General features: G+C 69.9%; 15 protein-coding genes. 12 read left to right on the top strand and 3 right to left on the bottom strand.

From position 1 onward, the window contains the following. The first annotated feature begins 20 nt into the window (after positions 1-20). The 6 genes from HL658_RS12880 (at position 21) to HL658_RS12855 (ending at position 4,273) form a co-directional block, all read left to right on the top strand. Positions 21-260, top strand: coding sequence for a FitA-like ribbon-helix-helix domain-containing protein (locus tag HL658_RS12880; protein ID WP_180282371.1), 240 nt, complete (start codon positions 21-23; stop codon positions 258-260). Further along, positions 260-685 carry a type II toxin-antitoxin system VapC family toxin gene (locus HL658_RS12875; RefSeq protein ID WP_180282370.1) on the top strand — a complete coding sequence of 142 codons (426 nt, stop codon included), beginning with the start codon at positions 260-262 and terminating at the stop codon, positions 683-685. Before HL658_RS12880 ends, HL658_RS12875 begins: the two co-directional genes overlap by 1 nt. Positions 686-754: 69 nt before the next feature. Continuing rightward, positions 755-1,870 carry a UDP-3-O-(3-hydroxymyristoyl)glucosamine N-acyltransferase gene (gene lpxD, locus HL658_RS12870; protein ID WP_180282369.1) on the top strand — a complete coding sequence of 372 codons (1,116 nt, stop codon included), beginning with the start codon at positions 755-757 and terminating at the stop codon, positions 1,868-1,870. Then, complete coding sequence (locus HL658_RS12865; RefSeq protein WP_180282368.1) at positions 1,867-2,127, top strand: phosphopantetheine-binding protein; 261 nt, start codon at positions 1,867-1,869, stop codon at positions 2,125-2,127. Before lpxD ends, HL658_RS12865 begins: the two co-directional genes overlap by 4 nt. An 8-nt stretch (positions 2,128-2,135) precedes the next feature. Further along, a complete protein-coding gene (locus HL658_RS12860; RefSeq protein ID WP_180282367.1) occupies positions 2,136-3,344 on the top strand; it encodes a beta-ketoacyl-ACP synthase II in 1,209 nt (402 codons plus the stop codon). 86 nt (positions 3,345-3,430) lie between these two features. Continuing rightward, positions 3,431-4,273: an EamA family transporter gene (locus HL658_RS12855; protein WP_180282366.1), complete on the top strand. Its 843-nt coding sequence runs from the start codon at positions 3,431-3,433 to the stop codon at positions 4,271-4,273. Between the two features lie 27 nt (positions 4,274-4,300). On the opposite strand, the gene HL658_RS12850 is transcribed toward HL658_RS12855, so the two are convergent. The 3 genes from HL658_RS12850 to HL658_RS12840 form a co-directional block, all read right to left on the bottom strand. Further along, a complete protein-coding gene (locus tag HL658_RS12850) occupies positions 4,301-5,740 on the bottom strand; it encodes a UbiD family decarboxylase (protein WP_180282365.1) in 1,440 nt (479 codons plus the stop codon). Between the two features lie 10 nt (positions 5,741-5,750). Next, entirely contained in the window at positions 5,751-5,888 is a 138-nt protein-coding gene (locus HL658_RS12845; protein ID WP_211109725.1) for a hypothetical protein, read from the bottom strand. 102 nt (positions 5,889-5,990) lie between these two features. Beyond that, positions 5,991-6,839 carry an AraC family transcriptional regulator gene (locus tag HL658_RS12840; protein ID WP_180282364.1) on the bottom strand — a complete coding sequence of 283 codons (849 nt, stop codon included), beginning with the start codon at positions 6,837-6,839 and terminating at the stop codon, positions 5,991-5,993. A gap of 526 nt (positions 6,840-7,365) precedes the next feature. Here HL658_RS12840 and HL658_RS12835 point away from each other — a divergent pair. The 6 genes from HL658_RS12835 to acnB all read left to right on the top strand — a co-directional run bounded on the left by HL658_RS12835 (position 7,366) and on the right by acnB (position 17,700). Further along, complete coding sequence (locus tag HL658_RS12835; protein WP_180282363.1) at positions 7,366-9,315, top strand: ABC transporter substrate-binding protein; 1,950 nt, start codon at positions 7,366-7,368, stop codon at positions 9,313-9,315. A 134-nt stretch (positions 9,316-9,449) separates the two neighbouring features. Beyond that, the gene (locus HL658_RS12830; RefSeq protein WP_180282362.1) at positions 9,450-11,408 is read left to right on the top strand and encodes an ABC transporter substrate-binding protein; all 1,959 of its coding nucleotides are present in this window, start codon (positions 9,450-9,452) and stop codon (positions 11,406-11,408) included. A 13-nt stretch (positions 11,409-11,421) separates the two neighbouring features. Continuing rightward, positions 11,422-13,440, top strand: coding sequence for a PAS domain-containing sensor histidine kinase (locus HL658_RS12825; RefSeq protein WP_180282361.1), 2,019 nt, complete (start codon positions 11,422-11,424; stop codon positions 13,438-13,440). A gap of 182 nt (positions 13,441-13,622) precedes the next feature. Next, positions 13,623-14,072 carry a GNAT family N-acetyltransferase gene (locus HL658_RS12820; protein ID WP_180282360.1) on the top strand — a complete coding sequence of 150 codons (450 nt, stop codon included), beginning with the start codon at positions 13,623-13,625 and terminating at the stop codon, positions 14,070-14,072. Between the two features lie 89 nt (positions 14,073-14,161). Then, on the top strand, positions 14,162-14,830 hold the full coding sequence (locus HL658_RS12815) for a glutathione S-transferase family protein (RefSeq protein WP_180282359.1): 669 nt from the start codon (positions 14,162-14,164) through the stop codon (positions 14,828-14,830). A gap of 278 nt (positions 14,831-15,108) precedes the next feature. Then, positions 15,109-17,700 carry a bifunctional aconitate hydratase 2/2-methylisocitrate dehydratase gene (acnB, locus tag HL658_RS12810; protein ID WP_180282358.1) on the top strand — a complete coding sequence of 864 codons (2,592 nt, stop codon included), beginning with the start codon at positions 15,109-15,111 and terminating at the stop codon, positions 17,698-17,700. Positions 17,701-17,731: the final 31 nt, after the last annotated feature.

Below are 17,731 nucleotides of genomic sequence, written 5' to 3'. Positions count from 1 at the left end.
TTCGGCTATGGAGGTGGCCCATGGGGAATCTTCTCGTGCGGAACCTGAGCGACGAGACCATCCACCGCCTCAAGGAACGCGCCGCACTCCACGGCCGCTCGGTGGAGGCGGAGCATCGCGCCGTGCTGGAGGAGGCGATGACGCCGGTGCGGACGGGGGCGGATCTGTGGGACAGCCTGTCGCGATGCGACACGCGGCTGCTTCCGGGCGAGTTGGAGTCCAGCGCCGATCAGACCCCGCGACCGGCGGAGTTCGACTGATGGCCATCATCCTCGACACATGCGTGGTGTCGGAGCCGACCCGGTTAGTGCCTGATCCGCGCGTCCGTGAATGGATGACGGCACAGTCTGCCGACAGCCTCTACATCACGGCCACCGTCGTCGGCGAGATCGCGGACGGCATCGAACGGATGCAGGCGGGAGCCCGTCGAAGCGCGTTCGAGACTTGGCTCGATCGCCTGATCGCGGTGGATTTTGCGAACCGCATCCTGCCCTTCGACACGGCGGCGGCGCGCCTGTATGGACGTCTGATCGCGGGTGCACTCGCACAAGGCCGTCCTTCCCAGATGGGCGATGCCCAGATCGCCGCCGTCGCCCGCAAGCACGGCATGGCCGTTGCGACCCGCAACCTGCGGGATTTCGAAGTGTTCGGCATTCCGCTTCTGGACCCCTGGCGCGGCGCCTGACCCTCTCCCGTCCCGGCGGGCTTGCGTGCTAGGGTCGCGGCTCTTTCGACGACAGACCCGGTTTTCGCCATGAAGCTTGCCGACATCGCCGCCGCCCTCGACGCCCGTCTGGAAGGTGACGGCTCGCTGGAGATCACCCGCGCCGTCCACCCGTCCGAGGCGACGGGGCCGGGCGATCTGGCGCTCGCCATGGACAAGGACCTGCTGGTGCTGCTGCCGGATTCGCCGGCCCGCGCCGCCGTGGTCGCGGACGGCGTGCCGGTCCCCGACACGCTCCAGGGCTGGATCGTGGTCAAGCGCCCGCGCTACGCCATGGCCGGGCTGCTCGACCTGTTCGAGAAGCCGGTGCACCGGGAGCCGGGCGTCCACCCGCTGGCCTTCGTGGCGCCCGACGCGGTGCTGGGCGAGGGGGTGTCGGTGGCGCCTTTCGCCTACATCGGGCCGAAGGCGGTGCTGGGCGACCGCGTGGTCGTTTTGCCGCACGCCATGGTCGGTGCCGACGCGCGCGTCGGCGACGACACGCTGATCCACCCCGGTGCCCGCATCGGCGAGCGGGTGGAGCTGGGCCGGCGCTGCATCGTCCACCCCAACGCCGCGGTTGGCAACGATGGCTTCAGCTTCGTGACGCCGGAGCCGGGCAGCGTGGAGACGGCCAAGGCCACCGGCAAGGTCGGCGCCACCAACCTGTTGATCCGCCGCGTCAACTCCATCGGCACGGTGATCTGCGGCGACGAGGTGGAGATCGGTGCCGGCGCCTGCATCGACCGCGGCACCGTCACCGCCACCCGCATCGGCTCCGGCACCAAGATCGACAACCAGGTCCAGATCGGTCACAACGTCGAGGTCGGCAGCAACTGCATGCTCTGCGGACAGGTCGGCATCGCCGGCAGCACCAAGGTCGGCGACCGGGTGGTGATGGCGGGCAAGGTGGGTGTGGCCGACCACATCACCATCGGGCATGATTCGGTGATCGCGGCCTGTTCCGGGGTCGGCACCGACGTGCCGCCCTTCTCCGTCTATCTCGGCACGCCGGCCATACCGAAGAAGCGCGCCTTCGAGAATTTCAAGTATGTCGGCCGGCTGAAGAGGGTGTTCGCGGACGTGGCAGAGCTTAAGAGCCGGCTGTTGTCGCTCGAAGGCCGCGCTACCCTGTCCGTCGATCCGCCGCCGGAGACCGACCGATGACCGATGCCGCCGAGGATGTTCTGGCCATCATGGCCGAGAAGGGCCGGGTCGAGCGCGCCGCCCTGACCCCCGACGCCAAGTTGGCCGACCTCGGCATCGCCTCGCTCGACGTGATCGAGATCGTCTTCGCCATCGAGGACCGGCTGGGCGTCGAGATCCCCTTCAACCCCAACGACGCCCGCACGGAGTTCGTGACGGTCGGCGACGTTCTGGAGGCCGTGCGGGCGGTGGTGGCGGCGAAGCCGGCCTCGGCGTGAAGGGCGGCGTGAGGCGCGTCGTCGTCACCGGCCTGGGCGTCCTGTCGCCCATCGGCATCGGGCTGCCGGCCTTCCGCGAGGCGCTGTTCGCCGGGCGCTGCGGGATCGGGCCGTTGACGCTGGTGCCCACCGACCGCCTGTCCCTCCGCATCGCCGCCCAGGTGCCGGGCTTCGATGCGGCCGCCCACATCGACGCGCGCAAGCTCTCCCTCTACGACCGGGTCAGCGCCATGGCTGTGGTGGCCGCGCGGGAGGCGGCGGTGGCCTCCGGCATCGACTTCGCCGGCGGGGCGGGGGAGCGGACGGCGACCGTGCTCGGCACCGGTGTCGGCGGCATCACCACGCTGGACGAGGGCTTCCACCGGCTTTACGCGGAAGGCGCGTCGCGGCTCCACCCCTTCACCATTCCGAAGCTGATGGTCAGCGCCCCGACCTCGCACGTCTCCATGGATCTCGGCCTGACCGGCCCGGCCTTCACGACGGCCAGCGCCTGCGCCTCGGCCGGGCACGCCATCGGCATGGCGGCCGGGCTGATCCGCGGCGGGCTGGCCGACATCGCCGTCACCGGCGGGGCGGAGGCGAGCCTGACCGTCGGCGCGCTCAAGGGGTGGGAGGCGCTGCGCGTCGCCAGCCCGGACGGCTGCCGCCCCTTCTCCCGCGATCGCAACGGGCTGGTGCTGGGGGAGGGAGCCGCCGTGCTGGTGCTGGAGGCGCTTGAGCACGCGCAGGCCCGCGGCGCGGCGATCCTGGCGGAGCTGGCCGGCTTCGGCATGTCGGCGGACGCGAAGGACATCACGGCCCCGGACGCCGCCGGGGCCGCCCGGGCCATGCGCGCGGCGCTGGCCGACGCCCGGATGGCGGCGGAGGAGGTGGGCTACGTCAACGCCCACGGCACCGGCACCACCGCCAACGACGCGACGGAAACCACCGCGATCCGGTCGGTCTTCGGCGTCCACGCCGACCGGCTGATGGTGTCGTCCAGCAAGTCCATGCTGGGTCACGCGCTGGGGGCCGCCGGGGCGCTGGAGGCGGCGGCGACGGTGCTGGCGCTGCGGCATGGCACGATCCCGCCCACCATCAACTTCACCGGGCCGGACCCCGCCTGCGACCTGGACGTGGTGCCGAACGAGGCGCGCCGTGTTCCCGTGGCGGCGGCCATGTCCAACTCCTTCGCCTTCGGCGGGCTCAACGCAGTGCTGGTATTCCGAACCATCTGAGGACGCCCACGCGTCGGCTGCTATGACAGCCCCATGAACCTTTTTGCGGGCCGGAGGCCCATGGGTCGCGGCGGGCCGGAGGGGTGATGAGCGCGTCGGTCCTGCTGATCGTGCTGTTCGGTGCGTTCCTGCACGCGGTGTGGAACGCGGTGGTGAAGGCGGATGGCGACAAGCTCGCCACCATCGTGATGGTGAACGCCGCGGGTGCCGGGATCGCCGCGGCCGTCCTGCCCTTCCTGCCGCAGCCGGCCCCGGAGTCCTGGCCCTTCCTCGCCGCGTCCATGGTGGCGCAGGTCGTCTACTTCTCGCTGGTCGCCGCCGCCTACCGCGTGGGGGACATGAGCCAGGTATACCCGCTCATGCGCGGCACGGCGCCGCTGCTGGTGGCGGTCGCCAGCGGCCCGCTGATGGGGGAGACGCTGTCGCTGCCGGCCTGGGCCGGCATCGTGCTGGTGTGCGGCGGGGTGTTGGGCATGGCACTGGAGTCCGGGCGGCGCACCGGCGGCAACCCGGCCGCGGTGCGCTTCGCGCTGGTCAACGCGCTGGCCATCGCCAGCTACACGCTGATCGACGGGATTGGGGTGCGGCTGTCCGGAGCACCGGCCGCCTACACGCTGTGGCTCGCCATCATCACCGCCCTGCCGCTGCTCGCCTGGATGCGGCTGCGCCATCCCGGCCGCTTGTGGCGGGGCACACGCGGACGCTGGCACCTGGGGCTGCTCGGCGGGGCGGGCACGCTGGGCTCCTACGGGCTGGCGCTGTGGGCGATGACCATGGCGCCGGTGGCCGTGGTGGCCGTGCTGCGCGAAAGCTCGATCCTCTTCGCCACCGCCATCTCGGCACTGGTGCTCAAGGAACGCATCGGCCCGGCGCGGCTGGCCGCCACGGCGCTGATCGCGGCGGGGGCCGCGGTGATCCGGTTGGCGTGATCCGGCTGGCGTGATCCGGCTGGCGGGTCACGCGGAGTCTCCTTCGGACGCCGTGGCGTTGCGGCCGAGCAGGGCGGCCAGCAGGGCGGAGGCATCGGGCTGCACCACGGCGGCTGGGTCCACGGACTCCTCGCCCGGCACGCGGATGCGCTTGAACTCCATCTCGTGGGCGCTGAGCGGCACCGTGCAGTCCAGCCCCATCTTGGCGCTGATGCCGTCGCGGGCGGACGGGTCGAGCTTGGAGCCCAGCGCGTTCGGCACCACCAGCAGGTCGCGGTCGGCCTGGAAGCGGGTGGCGACCGCCCACTGCACCTCGTCGGCATTGTGGATGTCGACGTCCTTGTCGACGACGATGACCTGCTTGACGTCGTAGTGGCCGGCGAAGGCCCCCATCATGATGTTGCGCGGCTCGCCCTCGTTGCGCTTGTCGATCTGCACGACGAGGTGGTAGCGGCACACCCCGCCCAGCGACAGATGCACGTCGCGCACGCCGGTGAAGCTGCGCTGCAGATGGCCCAGAAGCGTCGCCTCGCGCGGGATGCCACCCAGCATCAGGTGTTCCAGCGCGCCGCCGACGATGGTGTGGAACAGCGCGCCGCGCCGATGGGTGACGGCGTCCACCTGGATCACGTGGCGGTCGTCGCGCGGCCCGTAGTACTGCGGGAACTCGCCGAACGGCCCCTCCGGCTCGCGCACCTGCGGCAGGATGCGGCCCTCGATGACGATCTCGGCGTTGGCGGGGACCTTCACCCGGTTGGTCCGGCATTGCACGACGTCGAGCGGCGCCCCGTGCAGCGCGCCGGCGATCTCCAGCTCGTCGTGGTCGAGCGGCACGATGGCCTGGGAGGCGAGCAGGGTCAGCGGGTCAACGCCGACGACGATGGCGACCTCCAGCGGCTCCCCCGCCTCCTCCGCCATGCGGTAGTAGGCCATGGTGTGGCGCGGCAGGATCAGGATGCCGATGCGGTCGGGGCCGCTGATCTGGCAGCGGTTGATGGAGACATTCTGCACCCCGGTCTTCGGGTTGCGGGTGATCACCAGCCCGGCGGTGACGTAGGGGCCGCTGTCATGCTCGTTGTGGGTGGGAACGGGAAGCTGGCGCAGCAGGTCAACCTCCCGGTGCACCACCTGCTGCACAGGGGCGTCGGTGATTTCCCGGCTGGGCAGCGGGTTCAGGCAGGCGTGCTGGAAGGTGGCGAGCAGCGCGCTCTCCGGTACGCCCATCGCCTCGGCGATCCAGCCCCGCGACGACACCAGCCCCGAGACCACCGGCACAGGGTGGCCGTCGGGCTCGGGGAAGACGGTCGCCTTGCGGCCGTCCAGCCGCTTGGAGATGGCGGCCAGCTCGTGGCGCAGCGACACCCCCGGCTTGACCACGGCCAGCCGGTCGGTGTCGGCCAGCCGGGTCAGCCAGTCGCGCAGCGTGGTGACAGGGCGCCGCTCCGCGGCGGCGGCGGTCGTGGTCATGGCGTGTCCTTCAGGGATGGGCCGGTCGGTGGGTGACGGAGCCGTCGTCCACGCGCGCACCTTCGGCCGCCAGCGCGCGGGTGTCGGTCGCCCCGATCCCCTGCGCCGCACCGGTCACCTGCGCCACCTTGGCCTGCAGCCGGCCCATCGCCCGTCCCCTTCCGTTGTCGGTCTGCGAACGGCGGCGATGATGGCGGAGCGGGGCGGCGCCCGCCTGTCGGCGGCTCTCGCGTTTTATCCCTGCGTCTGATTATCCGTGGGCCAGAACACTGACCGTCTTCCGGTACTCGCGCGGGGTGACGCCGACGTTCTGCCGGAAGAAGCGGGTGAAGTTGCTCTGCGCGTCGAAGCCCAGATCCATCGAGATGTCGATGATCGGGTTGCGGGTGGTGCTGAGCGCGCGCACCGCCTGTTCCACCCGCAGCACGTTGGCGTACATGAAGGGGGTGATGCCGGTGCTCTGCTTGAAGAGCTGGAAGAAGCGCGGGCGCGACAGGCCGGCGATCTCCGCCAGCTTGTTGATGTCGACGGACTCGATGGGGCTGGCGCGCATGGCGGCGATGGCGCGGCGGATGCGGAAATCGGTGACGCGGCCGGGCAGGGCGCGGACGCCGCGGAAGGCGCGCCAGTTGGAGAAGCGGTCGATCACCGCGATCATCAGGTCGAAGATCATCGTCTCCGCCTCGTCCGGCTCCAGCTCCACGCCCAGGTTCAGGATGTCGGCCATCTGCCCGGCCAGCCGCCGCACCTCCGGCGTGATGCGCACGCAGGGTTGGGAGAAGAAGGTCGGGTGCACGCTGGAGGTCAGGGCGAGATCGAGGTCGGACAGCCAGCCGGGTTCGATGTAGAGCGCCAGGATGAGCGTGCGGTCCTCCCCCGGCCGATGGCGGTAGGCGTGCTCGGCCCAGGAGTTGACGAGCACCGCGGTGTCATCTTCCAGCGGGCAGGTCTCGCCGCGCACGACGAAGTCCTGGTCCGCGCCCGACCCCTTCAGCAGGACGTGGCAGTGGTGGTGCGCGTGCGGAACCAGCGACTGGTCCATGTCGAGCAGGGCCACGCGGCCGAACGCCCCGTGCAGGATGTTGAGCGCCGTCGTCATCCGATTCCTTTCCCCGGCATGCGGCTGCCCGCCCGCCGGCTCCCCGTTTCGCCGCCTTCTTGGTTGCCCCGCCCTGCGGGCGGGGCCTGGGCGTGCGAATCCAGATCCTAACAGTTCGGTATCCAAGCGAACGGCACCCGCGGGGTCAACCGCCATTCCCGGCATTTTACCGGCCCCAACGGCGAATATCAGACTATGGGATAAATTCCCGGCACAGACCTTACGCTGCGGCGCAAAAAAGCGCCGCGTCCGCCGATTGCATGGTTGTGGGTATGGACAGCTTGCGGATATCCGGGTCATGTCTCGCATCGGGCGGGGTGGAGCGACTGGCGCGCTCTGTCCCGCATACGTGGATAACGGATCGATTGCGTTTTTAATCCAAAATGTTAATTTCCAAATTGAAATCGAACGCCGAACCGTTCCGTACGGACGGGCAGGCAGGGCGCAAAAGGCGCGGCGTGGGGTCGTGATGCGTGGAGCGTGGTTGAGCGGTCATGGGCGCCCGTTGCGGGTGGGACCTTGGACAGTGGCGCTTGCGGCACTGGTCCTGGTTGCGCTGCCCTTCGCCCCGACCGCGGCACAGTCCTTCTATCGGGAAGCGCCGGAGCTGACGGCCCGCGCGCTGCGCAAGGAGCTGCCGCCGGTCGACCAGCGGCTGCCCAAGAACCCGCTCCTGCTCCAGGTCGAGGAGGAGATCGGCCGCTATGGCGGGACCTGGCGGCTGGGCATGGTCGGCAAGGGCGACGGGCTGCTGCCATACCGCACCATCGGTTATGAGCCGCTGGTGCGCTGGGACGCGGCGTGGCGGCGGCTGATGCCGAACGTGGCGCAGTCCTACCAGGTCAACGGCAACGCAACCGTCTTCACCTTCCAGCTGCGGCCCGGCCTGCGCTGGTCGGACGGCGTCCCCTTCACCGCGGAGGATGTGCGCTTCTGGTTCGACGACGTCCTCATGGAGGGCGAACTGGGCGGGGAGCCGCCGCACTGGATGCCGCGCGGCCGGCAGGGCGTGCAGGTGCGGGTCGAAGGCGAGCACACCGTGGTCTTCCGGTTCGACCAGCCCAACGCGCTGTTCCTGGCGACGCTCGCCGGCGGCCAGGATTTCGGCGGCGCCACCGACTATCCCCAGCACGCGCTGAAGCGCTTCCACCGCCGCTACAATCCCGACGCCGACCACGAGGCGCTGGATCTCGGCTTCAAGAGCTGGGAGGAGCGCTTCCAGCTCGTCGCCCGCGTCAACAATTCCCAGTCCGACGCCGGCTCGCTGCTGCGCAAGCGCAACCCCGACCTGTCGTCGGTGGTGGCGGCCGAGCCGGTCCCGACCCTCAACGCCTGGGTCATCGACCGGCGCGAGCCCGGCGATCCGGCGCGCGTGGTGGCGCGGCGCAACCCCTATTACTGGAAGGTCGATCCGGCCGGAAACCAGCTCCCCTACATCGACCAGGTGGAGTTCCTGGAGATCGCCAACGCCCAGCAGCTCAAGGGGCTGCTGATGCGCGGGGTGATCGGCATGCAGGCCCGCCACGTCACCGGCCAGAGCATCCAGGACGAGATCCCGGCGATCCTGGAGCGCGGTGGCTACCGCGCGCTGACGGTGCTGCCGTCGGACAGCAACACGCTGCCGCTCGCCTTCAACCAGACCCACCCCGACCCGGCACGGCGCGCCATCCTGACCAGCAAGGATCTGCGCATCGCGCTGTCGCTGGCCATCAACCGCCGCGCCATCATCGACCGCGTCTACAACGGCCAGGGCGAGCCGTACCAGATGGCGCCGCGGCCGGAGTCGCGCTACTTCTCGGCCCGACTGGCACGCCAGCACCTCGACCACGACCCGCGGCGCGCCAACGCGATGCTCGACGCGCTGGGCTTCACCGCCCGCGACGGGGAGGGCTTCCGCCTCGACAGCTCCGGCGACCGGTTCCGGCTGACCCTGCTGACCCGCCGCGACCGCCCCCACCAGACGGAAGCCATGACCATGGTCGCCCGCGACTGGCGGCAGCTGGGGGTGGAGGCGCTGGTGCGGCCGGTCGACCGGAAGGAGCTGCGGGATCTGGTGGCGTCCAACCGCTACGAGGTGGCGCTGAGCAGCGGTGACGGCGGCATGGACGCGGTGCTGGAGGCCTACGCCTATGTGCCGCTTCTGCACGAGAGCTTCTTTGCCCCGGCCTGGGTGCGCTGGGTGGACGACCCCGGCGCACCGGATTCCGAACAGCCGCCGCCCTCGGTGATGGAGCAGCTCGCGCTTTACGCCAAGCTGCAGGAAAGCCCCGATCCCGAGCTCCAGGCCCGTCATGTGTCCAGCATCCTGGACATCGCCGCTGACCAGTTCTTCAGCATCGGTATTTCCACCCAGGCGCCGCGCACCGGTGTCGTGCCCACGGATTTCCGCAACGTGCCGCGGCTGATGACCGAATCCTGGCTCTATCCGGCCCCGGCTCCGACCAATCCGTCCCAGTATTTTATTGCACCGCCGTAACATGCCGGGCGGTTCCACGCCGCTTCCTCTTACGGACCCTTCGTGGTACCAGTAAAAGGGAAAGTGGTGCCGGGATTCCATGCATGCTGCGCCGATTCCAACGGACCAGTGCTATCGGTGGAGACGGCTCCCGGTTGTGCCCCCTGGCCGCCGCGGCGTTCGCGCTCGTGCTGTGCCTGCCGGTGGCGGCGGTGGCGCAGGCCTTCTACCGGGAATCGCCCGAGTTGACGGCGCGCGTGCGCGACGGGGCCCTGCCGCCGCTCGAGAAGCGGCTGCCACGCAACCCGCTGCTGTTGAGCGTCGAGGACGAGATCGGCCGCTACGGTGGCACCTGGACGCAGGCCATGGTCGGCAACGGCGATTCGGCGCTGATCTACCGCAGCATCGACTATGAGCATCTGGTCCGCTGGGATCCGGCATGGCGACGGGTGATCCCGAACGTCGCCCAGTCTTTCCAGGTCAGCGCCGACGCCATGACCTACACGTTCCGATTGCGGCCCGGGTTGAGATGGTCGGACGGCGCCCCCTACACGGCCGACGACATCCGCTTCTGGTTCGAGGACGTGCTGCTGTCCCCCGACATGGACCTGCCCGAACCGACCTGGCTGCCGAAGCCGGCGGGGGCGGTGCGGCTGGAGATCGACGACCCCTACACCGTTCGGTTCGTCTTCGCCCAGCCGAACGGACTGTTCCTGCCGGCGCTCGCGTCGGGAAGCGACGTGTCGGCCGGCACCGCCTTCCCGCGTCACGCCTTGATGCGCTACCACAAGCGCTACAACCCCGAGGGCGCCGACGCCGAGGCGAAGGCCGAGGGGCTGGCCGACTGGCGCGAGCTGTTCATGCTGAGGGCCGGCGTGCGGTCCGGGCGTTCGGACCCGACCTCCCTGCTGCGCCGTCCCGTGGCGGACGCCATCGACCGGGTGGAGCGGGCGGTGCCGGTGCCCACCTTGTGCGCCTGGGTCATCGACCGGCTGGAGCCCGGCTCCCCGCCCCGGCTGGTGGCGGAGCGCAACCCCTATTACTGGAAGATCGACCCGGCCGGGCATCAGCTCCCCTACATCGACCGGGCGGAGTTCCTGCTGGCCGGCTCGCAGGAGGAGTTCGCCGGGTTTCTGCGCGACCGCCGCATCGGCATGCAGGCGCGGCATGTGGTGGCTCCGGCGATCCAGGCGGAGCTCCAGCGCTATCTGGACGGTGGCTACCGCGCCATCGCGCTGCAGTCGTCGGAGTCCAACACGGTGCCGATCTACCTGAACCTGACGCACGCGGACCCGGTCCTGCGCGCCCTGTTCGGCGACCGCGGGTTCCGCATTGCCCTGTCACAGGCGATCGACCGCCGCGCCATCATCGACACGGTCTATGGCGGCGAGGGGGAGCCGTTCCAGGTGGCGCCACGCCGGGAATCGCGCTTCTTCGACGAGACCCTGGCGCTGCAGCACACCACGCAGGATCTGGAGGCCGCCAACGCGACGCTCGACCGGCTGGGGCTGGTCCGCGGGGCGGACGGTGTGCGCCGGCTTCCCGACGGGCGGCGGCTCGGATTCGTCGTCATGGTCCGTCTCGACCGGCCCCACCACGAGCAGGCGCTGGCCATGGTCGGCCGGGACTGGCAGCGGATCGGGGTGGAGATCAGCCTGGAGCGGCGGGACCGCGCGGAGTTGGTGAAGATCATGCAGACCAACGGCTTCGACGCCATGATCGGGTCGACCGACGGCGGCATGGATTCGATCCGCGAGGCCTATGCCTTCATCCCGGTGATGCGGGCGAACTCCACCTACGCGCCGCTGTGGGCGCGCTGGTCCGCCGATCCCGCCGCGCCCGGCGCGATCGAGCCGCCGCCGGCCGTGCTCCGGCAGATGGACCTGTTCGCGGCGCTCCAGCGCACCCCCGACCCCGACGAGCAGGACCGGCTCATGCGCTCGATCCTCGGCATCACGGCCGAGCAGTTCCCGACCATCGGCATCTCCTCCCATCCCGGATACAAGGCGCTGGCACGCCGCGATTTCCACAACGTGCCCCGCTCCATGCCGGAGGCCTGGGCCTACCCGACGCCGGCGCCGTCCAACACGGCGCAATACTTCATCGCACCGTGAGCCGGCGACCGCCATGCACAGCTTCCTGAAGAGCCTCGCCTTCCGCATCGGTGCCTCGGTGGTCGCCATCGAGGTGGCGGTCCTCATCTCCATCGGTGGGTTCGCGGTCGACCGCCTGTCGCAGGAGGTGGACCGCCGCACCCGTGACCGCATCATCGTGCCGGGCGCGCTGATGGAGCGCGGTGTGCTGGCCTACGAATCGGTTGCCGACCGCAACATCATGGCGAACCTCATCGGCCAGGAGCTGGAGGAGGGCATGGTGGTCGGCGCCAACTGGAACGTCTTCCACGCCCTCGATCCCGAGCATCTGGGCCGGGACATCCGCCAGATCGCCGGGATCGAACCGTCCTGGTTCAACCCCAAGGCGCGCAAGCCGGCGGTGGTGGAGGTGGAGGAGAACGGCAGCACCCATCTGGTGGCGGTGACGCCGCTGTTCGTGCGCGGGGCGGAGGCGCCGACCCTCTTCGCCTACATCAAGATCAACACCACCGGCCTGACCGGGCAGAAGCTCCAGCTTCTCGTCAACGTGGCGCTGCTGTCGCTGCTGTGCGTGGCTCTGACCTCGGCCATCATCGTGCTGACCCTGCGCGCCATGGTGCTGCGGCGCATCGGCCTGCTGGCCGGCTTCGTCCGCCGCATCGGGGCCGGGGAGAAGCATGTGCCGCCGCTGGCCGTCGGGGCGGACGAGCTGGGCCTGCTGGAGGACGGCGTGAACCACATGGCCGCCGACCTCGACAAGCGCGCCCGCCAGCGTGCCGCGGCGGAGGAGGAGCTGCGCCAAAGCGAATCGCGTTTCCGCGATTTCGCCGCCGCCTCCTCCGACTGGTACTGGGAGCTGGACCAGTCGCTGCGCTACGTCGCCGTGTCCGACCGCTTCTTCGAGCTGGTGAAGCCGCCGGCCTCGCCGATCGGCCGGCCGGCCGACGAGCTGGGGGTGGTCCCGGTCGAGACCGGCGGCTGGGAGCGGCTGATGGAGCGGCTCGGCCGGCACGAGCCGGTGCAGGATTTCGACGTGACCTGGCTGGAGAAGCAGCGGCGCGGCGAGGCGCTGCCGCGCTTCGCCCGGCTGTCGGGGCTGCCGGTCTACGACCGCGACGGACGCTTCACCGGCTACCGCGGCACCGGCCGCGACATCACGCTGCACCAGCAGGCGCGCAGCCTCCTGGAGCAGCGGGTGGAGGAGCGCACGGCCGCCCTCACCCGCGCCAACGCGGAACTGCACGACACGCTGGAGAGCCTGCACCGCGCCCAGGCCGAGCTGGTGCGCTCGGAGAAGCTGGCCTCGCTCGGCGCGCTGGTGGCCGGCGTGGCGCACGAGATCAACACCCCCGTCGGCGTCGCCGTCACCGCCGCGTCCCACCTGTCCGATCGCACGCGGGAGGTGCGCACGCAGTTCGACCAGAACGCGCTGCGCCGCCAGGACCTGACCGGCTATCTGGAGGTGGCGGAGGAGGCGGCGCGGCTGCTGCTGCAGAACATGGAGCGGGCGTCGTCGCTGATCCAGAGCTTCAAGCAGGTCGCCACCGACCGCACCAGCGAACTGAAGCGCGCCTTCGAGCTGAAGCGCTACCTGGAGGACATCGTCAACAGCCTGTCGCCGACCCTGCGCAAGAGCCCGCACCGCATCGTCATCGAGTGCGAGGACGGCATCGAGATGGTCGGCTTTCCCGGCCTGCTGTCGCAGGTGGTGACCAACCTCGTCATGAACTCGCTGGTGCACGCCTATGACGAGGGGGTGGCCGGCACGCTGCGGCTGACCGCCACCGCGCCCGACGCCGCCACCGTGGTGCTGGCCTATTCCGACGACGGGCGCGGCATCGCCCCGGAATTCCTGGGCAAGATCTTCGACCCCTTCTTCACCACCAAGCGCGGGGCCGGTTCGACCGGGCTCGGTCTGAACATCGTGCACAACATCGTCACCGGCAACCTGCAGGGCCAGATCGCCGTCACCAGCCGGCGCGGCGGCGGCGTCACCTTCACCCTGCGGCTGCCCCGCGTGGTGCAGGAGAAGGCGCAGCAGGCGGCCGAGTAGCGGCCGGTCACCGGCGGGGCGATTTTTCCCGGCTGTGGCGTCCGCGTCCTAGGCCCGCCCTCCGCGCCTGGAATAATCTCGGGCCATGGTGGTTGTTTCGGGCGTCGTTCGTCGTTCGTCGGTCGATGGGGACGACGGCCGGCGGGAACGATGACCGACGGGGGCGATGCGGAGGCTGCATCATGCCGGGACCGGGTGGCTTGCGGATCACGGTGCGGCGCGCGGTGGAGGCCGATGCCCCGCGCTGTGCGGACATCTTTCTGGAGGGGCGGCGGAGCGCTTTCCCCTGGCAGCCGGCGGAGCGTTTCCGGCTCGACGACTATTACGACTGCACCGCCGACACCGACGTGCTGGTGGCGGAGCTGGATGGCATCATCGTCGGCTTCGTCGCCATCGATTCGCCGGACCATGTCATCCACGCCCTGTTCATCGACCGCCATTGGCAGAACCGGGGCATCGGATCGCACCTGCTGGGCCGGGCGCTGCTGGCGCTGCAGGGGGCGGCGCAGCTCACCTGCTCCGTCCGCAACCGCGCCGCGCGCGCCTTCTACGAGCATCAGGGCTGGACGCCGGTGCCGGCGGAGGAGGCCGACGCCCACGTCGTATACCGGAAGATGCCTGTCTGGCCCTGAAGCGGTAGCGCCACCACCCCAGACTCCGCCGTTCGCGCCACGCACGGGCTGGTGATTTCCGCGGCGCATGGGGTACAGTCCCGCCCGCCATGCGGACACTCTTCCATCACCCCCTGTCGCCCTTCTCCCGGCTGGCCCGCGTGGCCCTGGCCGAGAAGGAGCTGCCGTTCGAATCCCAGGTCGAGAAGCCGTGGGAACGGCGCGACATCTTCCTGGCGCTCAACCCCGCCGCCGAGGTTCCGGTGCTGGTCGAGGCCGACGGCACCGTCGTCGCCGGCGGCTGGGCGGTGCTCGAATATCTGGAGGAGGCCTACCCCGACACCCCGCTGCTGCCGCGCGAGGTGGCGCAGCGGGCGGAGGTGCGGCGGCTGCTCGCCTGGTTCCTCGCCAAGTTCGACCGCGAGGTGACCGACAATCTGGTCGGCGAGAAGATGCTGCGCCGCCTGTCCGGGCACGGCTACCCGTCCGCCCCGGCGATCCGGGCCGGGCTGGCCAACATCCACTACCATCTCGACTACATCGCCTTCCTGGCGGAGCGGCGGCCCTGGCTGGCCGGGGCCGGCTTCACGCTGGCCGACGCGGCGGCGGCGGCGCAGCTTTCCTGCGTCGATTACGTGGGCGACGTGCCGTGGGACGAGCACCCGGAAGCGAAGGACTGGTACGCCCGCATCAAGTCGCGGCCGAGCTTCCGCAACATCCTCGCCGACAACATCCCCGGCTGCCCGCCGCCGAAGCACTACGCCGATCTGGATTTCTGACGCGCGGAACCGTCCAAAGCCGGGTGCGACAGCCACTGAACCGTTGACGGTCCAAATCAATCCCCTGCAAAACGCCCACCCGTAACAGGTGATACCAATTCTCAACGCCCAAAGAAGAAGCAACGGACGGGGCAAGTTGTCCTACCACTTGCCCTGGTCGCGACCGAATATCGCATGGCATCACAGGTAAACTTGACGAAGCGACGGCGTGGCCTTAAGAGTCGTCCGTTTTTGGAAGGGGTGCGACCCTGCCCCAGCCTTCGATGAGGAACCTGCCCGTGCTCGAAGCCTATCGCCAGCATGTCGCGGAGCGCGCTGCGCTCGGCATCCCGCCCCTGCCGCTCTCCGCCAAGCAGACCGACGAGCTGATCGCCCTGCTCCAGGCCCCTCCGGCGGGTGAGGAGGCCTTCCTGGTCGACCTCATCACCCACCGCGTGCCGGCGGGCGTGGACGACGCGGCGCGGGTGAAGGCGGGCTTCCTGGCCGCCGTCGCCAAGGGGGCGGAGGCGAACGCGCTGATCAGCCGGGTGAAGGCGACCGAGCTGCTGGGCACCATGCTCGGCGGCTTCAACATCAAGCCGCTGATCGAACTGCTGTCCGACGACGTGTGCGGCTCGGCCGCGGCGGAGGGTCTGAAGAAGACCCTGCTGATGTTCGACTACTTCCACGACGTCAAGGAACTGGCCGACGCCGGCAACGCCAACGCCAAGGCGGTGATCCAGTCCTGGGCCGACGCGGAGTGGTTCACCTCGCGCCCCGAGGTTCCGGCGAGCCTGACCGTCACCATCTTCAAGGTGTCGGGCGAGACCAACACCGACGACCTGTCGCCGGCCCCCGATGCGTGGTCGCGCCCGGACATCCCGCTGCACGCGCTGGCCATGCTGAAGAACCCGCGCCCGGGCATCGAGCCGGAGCAGCCGGGCACCCGCGGGCCGGTGAAGCACATCGAGGATCTGAAGGCCAAGGGGCATCTGGTGGCCTATGTCGGCGACGTCGTCGGCACCGGCTCCTCGCGCAAGTCGGCCACCAACTCCGTGCTGTGGTGGACGGGCGAGGACATCCCCTTCGTCCCCAACAAGCGCTTCGGCGGGGTCTGCCTGGGCTCCAAGATCGCGCCGATCTTCTACAACACGATGGAGGACGCCGGCGCGCTCCCCATCGAGCTCGACGTTTCCCAGATGGAGATGGGCGACGTGGTCGAGCTGCGCCCCTACGAGGGCAAGGCGTTCAAGAACGGCGCGGTGATCGCCGAGTTCACCGTGAAGTCCGACGTGATCTTCGACGAGGTGCGCGCCGGCGGCCGCATCCCGCTGATCATCGGTCGCGGTCTGACCGCGCGGGCCCGCGAGGCGCTGGGCCTGCCGGCCTCCTCGCTGTTCCGCCTGCCGGCGTCGCCGGCCGACAGCGGCAAGGGCTTCACGCTGGCGCAGAAGATGGTCGGGCGCGCCTGCGGTCTGGCGGAGGGGCAGGGCATCCGCCCCGGCACCTACTGCGAGCCGAAGATGACCACGGTGGGCAGCCAGGACACCACCGGCCCGATGACCCGCGACGAGCTGAAGGACCTCGCCTGCCTCGGCTTCTCGGCCGATCTGGTGATGCAGTCCTTCTGCCACACCGCGGCCTACCCGAAGCTCGTGGATGTGAAGATGCACCACGAGCTGCCGACCTTCATCTCCACCCGCGGCGGCGTGAGCCTGCGGCCGGGTGACGGCGTCATCCACTCCTGGCTGAACCGCCTGCTGATGCCCGACACGGTGGGCACTGGCGGCGACAGCCACACCCGCTTCCCGATCGGCATCTCCTTCCCGGCCGGCTCCGGCCTCGTGGCCTTCGCCGCGGCGACGGGCGTCATGCCGCTCGACATGCCGGAAAGCGTGCTGGTCCGCTTCAAGGGCGCGATGCAGCCGGGCGTCACGCTCCGCGACCTCGTCAACGCCATCCCGCTCTACGCCATCCGGGCCGGGCTGCTGACGGTGGAGAAGAAGGGCAAGAAGAACATCTTCTCCGGCCGCATCCTGGAGATCGAGGGGCTGCCTGACCTGAAGGTGGAGCAGGCCTTCGAGCTGTCCGACGCGTCGGCCGAGCGTTCGGCCGCCGGCTGCACCGTGCGCCTGAGCGAGGCGCCGATCATCGAGTACATGCGCTCCAACATCACCCTGATGAAGTGGATGATCGCCAACGGCTACCAGGAGCGCCGCACCCTGGAGCGCCGCATCAAGGCGATGGAAAGCTGGATCGCCAGCCCGAACCTGCTGGCCCCGGACGCCGACGCGGAGTACGCGGCGGTGATCGAGATCGATCTGGCCGACATCAAGGAGCCGATCGTCGCCTGCCCGAACGACCCGGACGACGTGAAGACGCTGTCCGAGGTCGCCGGCGACACGATCGACGAGGTGTTCATCGGCTCCTGCATGACCAACATCGGCCACTTCCGTGCGGCCGGCAAGGTGCTGGACGGCAAGACCGACATCCCGACCCGCCTGTGGATCGCCCCGCCCACCAAGATGGACGCGATGATCCTCAACGAGGAGGGCTACTACAGCGTGCTCGGCAAGTCCGGCGCGCGGATGGAGATGCCGGGCTGCTCGCTCTGCATGGGCAACCAGGCGCAGATCCGCAAGGGCTCGACCGCCATGTCCACCTCCACCCGCAACTTCCCCAACCGGCTGGGCCTGGACACCCGCGTCTATCTCGGCTCCGCCGAGCTGGCCGCCGTCTGCGCGCTGATGGGCAAGATCCCGACGGTCGAGGAGTACATGGCGCAGGTCAGCGTCGTGAACCAGAAGGCCGCCGACATCTACCGCTACATGAACTTCGACCAGATCCCCGCCTTCAGCGAGGTGGCGGACGAGGTGACCGTGGCGGCGTAACGCCGGTTTGTGCCTTGGTTGCGGAAAGCCC

The sequence above is a fragment of the Azospirillum oleiclasticum genome (assembly GCF_013423485.1).
Lineage (GTDB): Bacteria > Pseudomonadota > Alphaproteobacteria > Azospirillales > Azospirillaceae > Azospirillum > Azospirillum oleiclasticum.
Note: the sequence above shows the minus strand (reverse complement) of the source record. Positions and strands in the feature narration are given on the sequence as shown.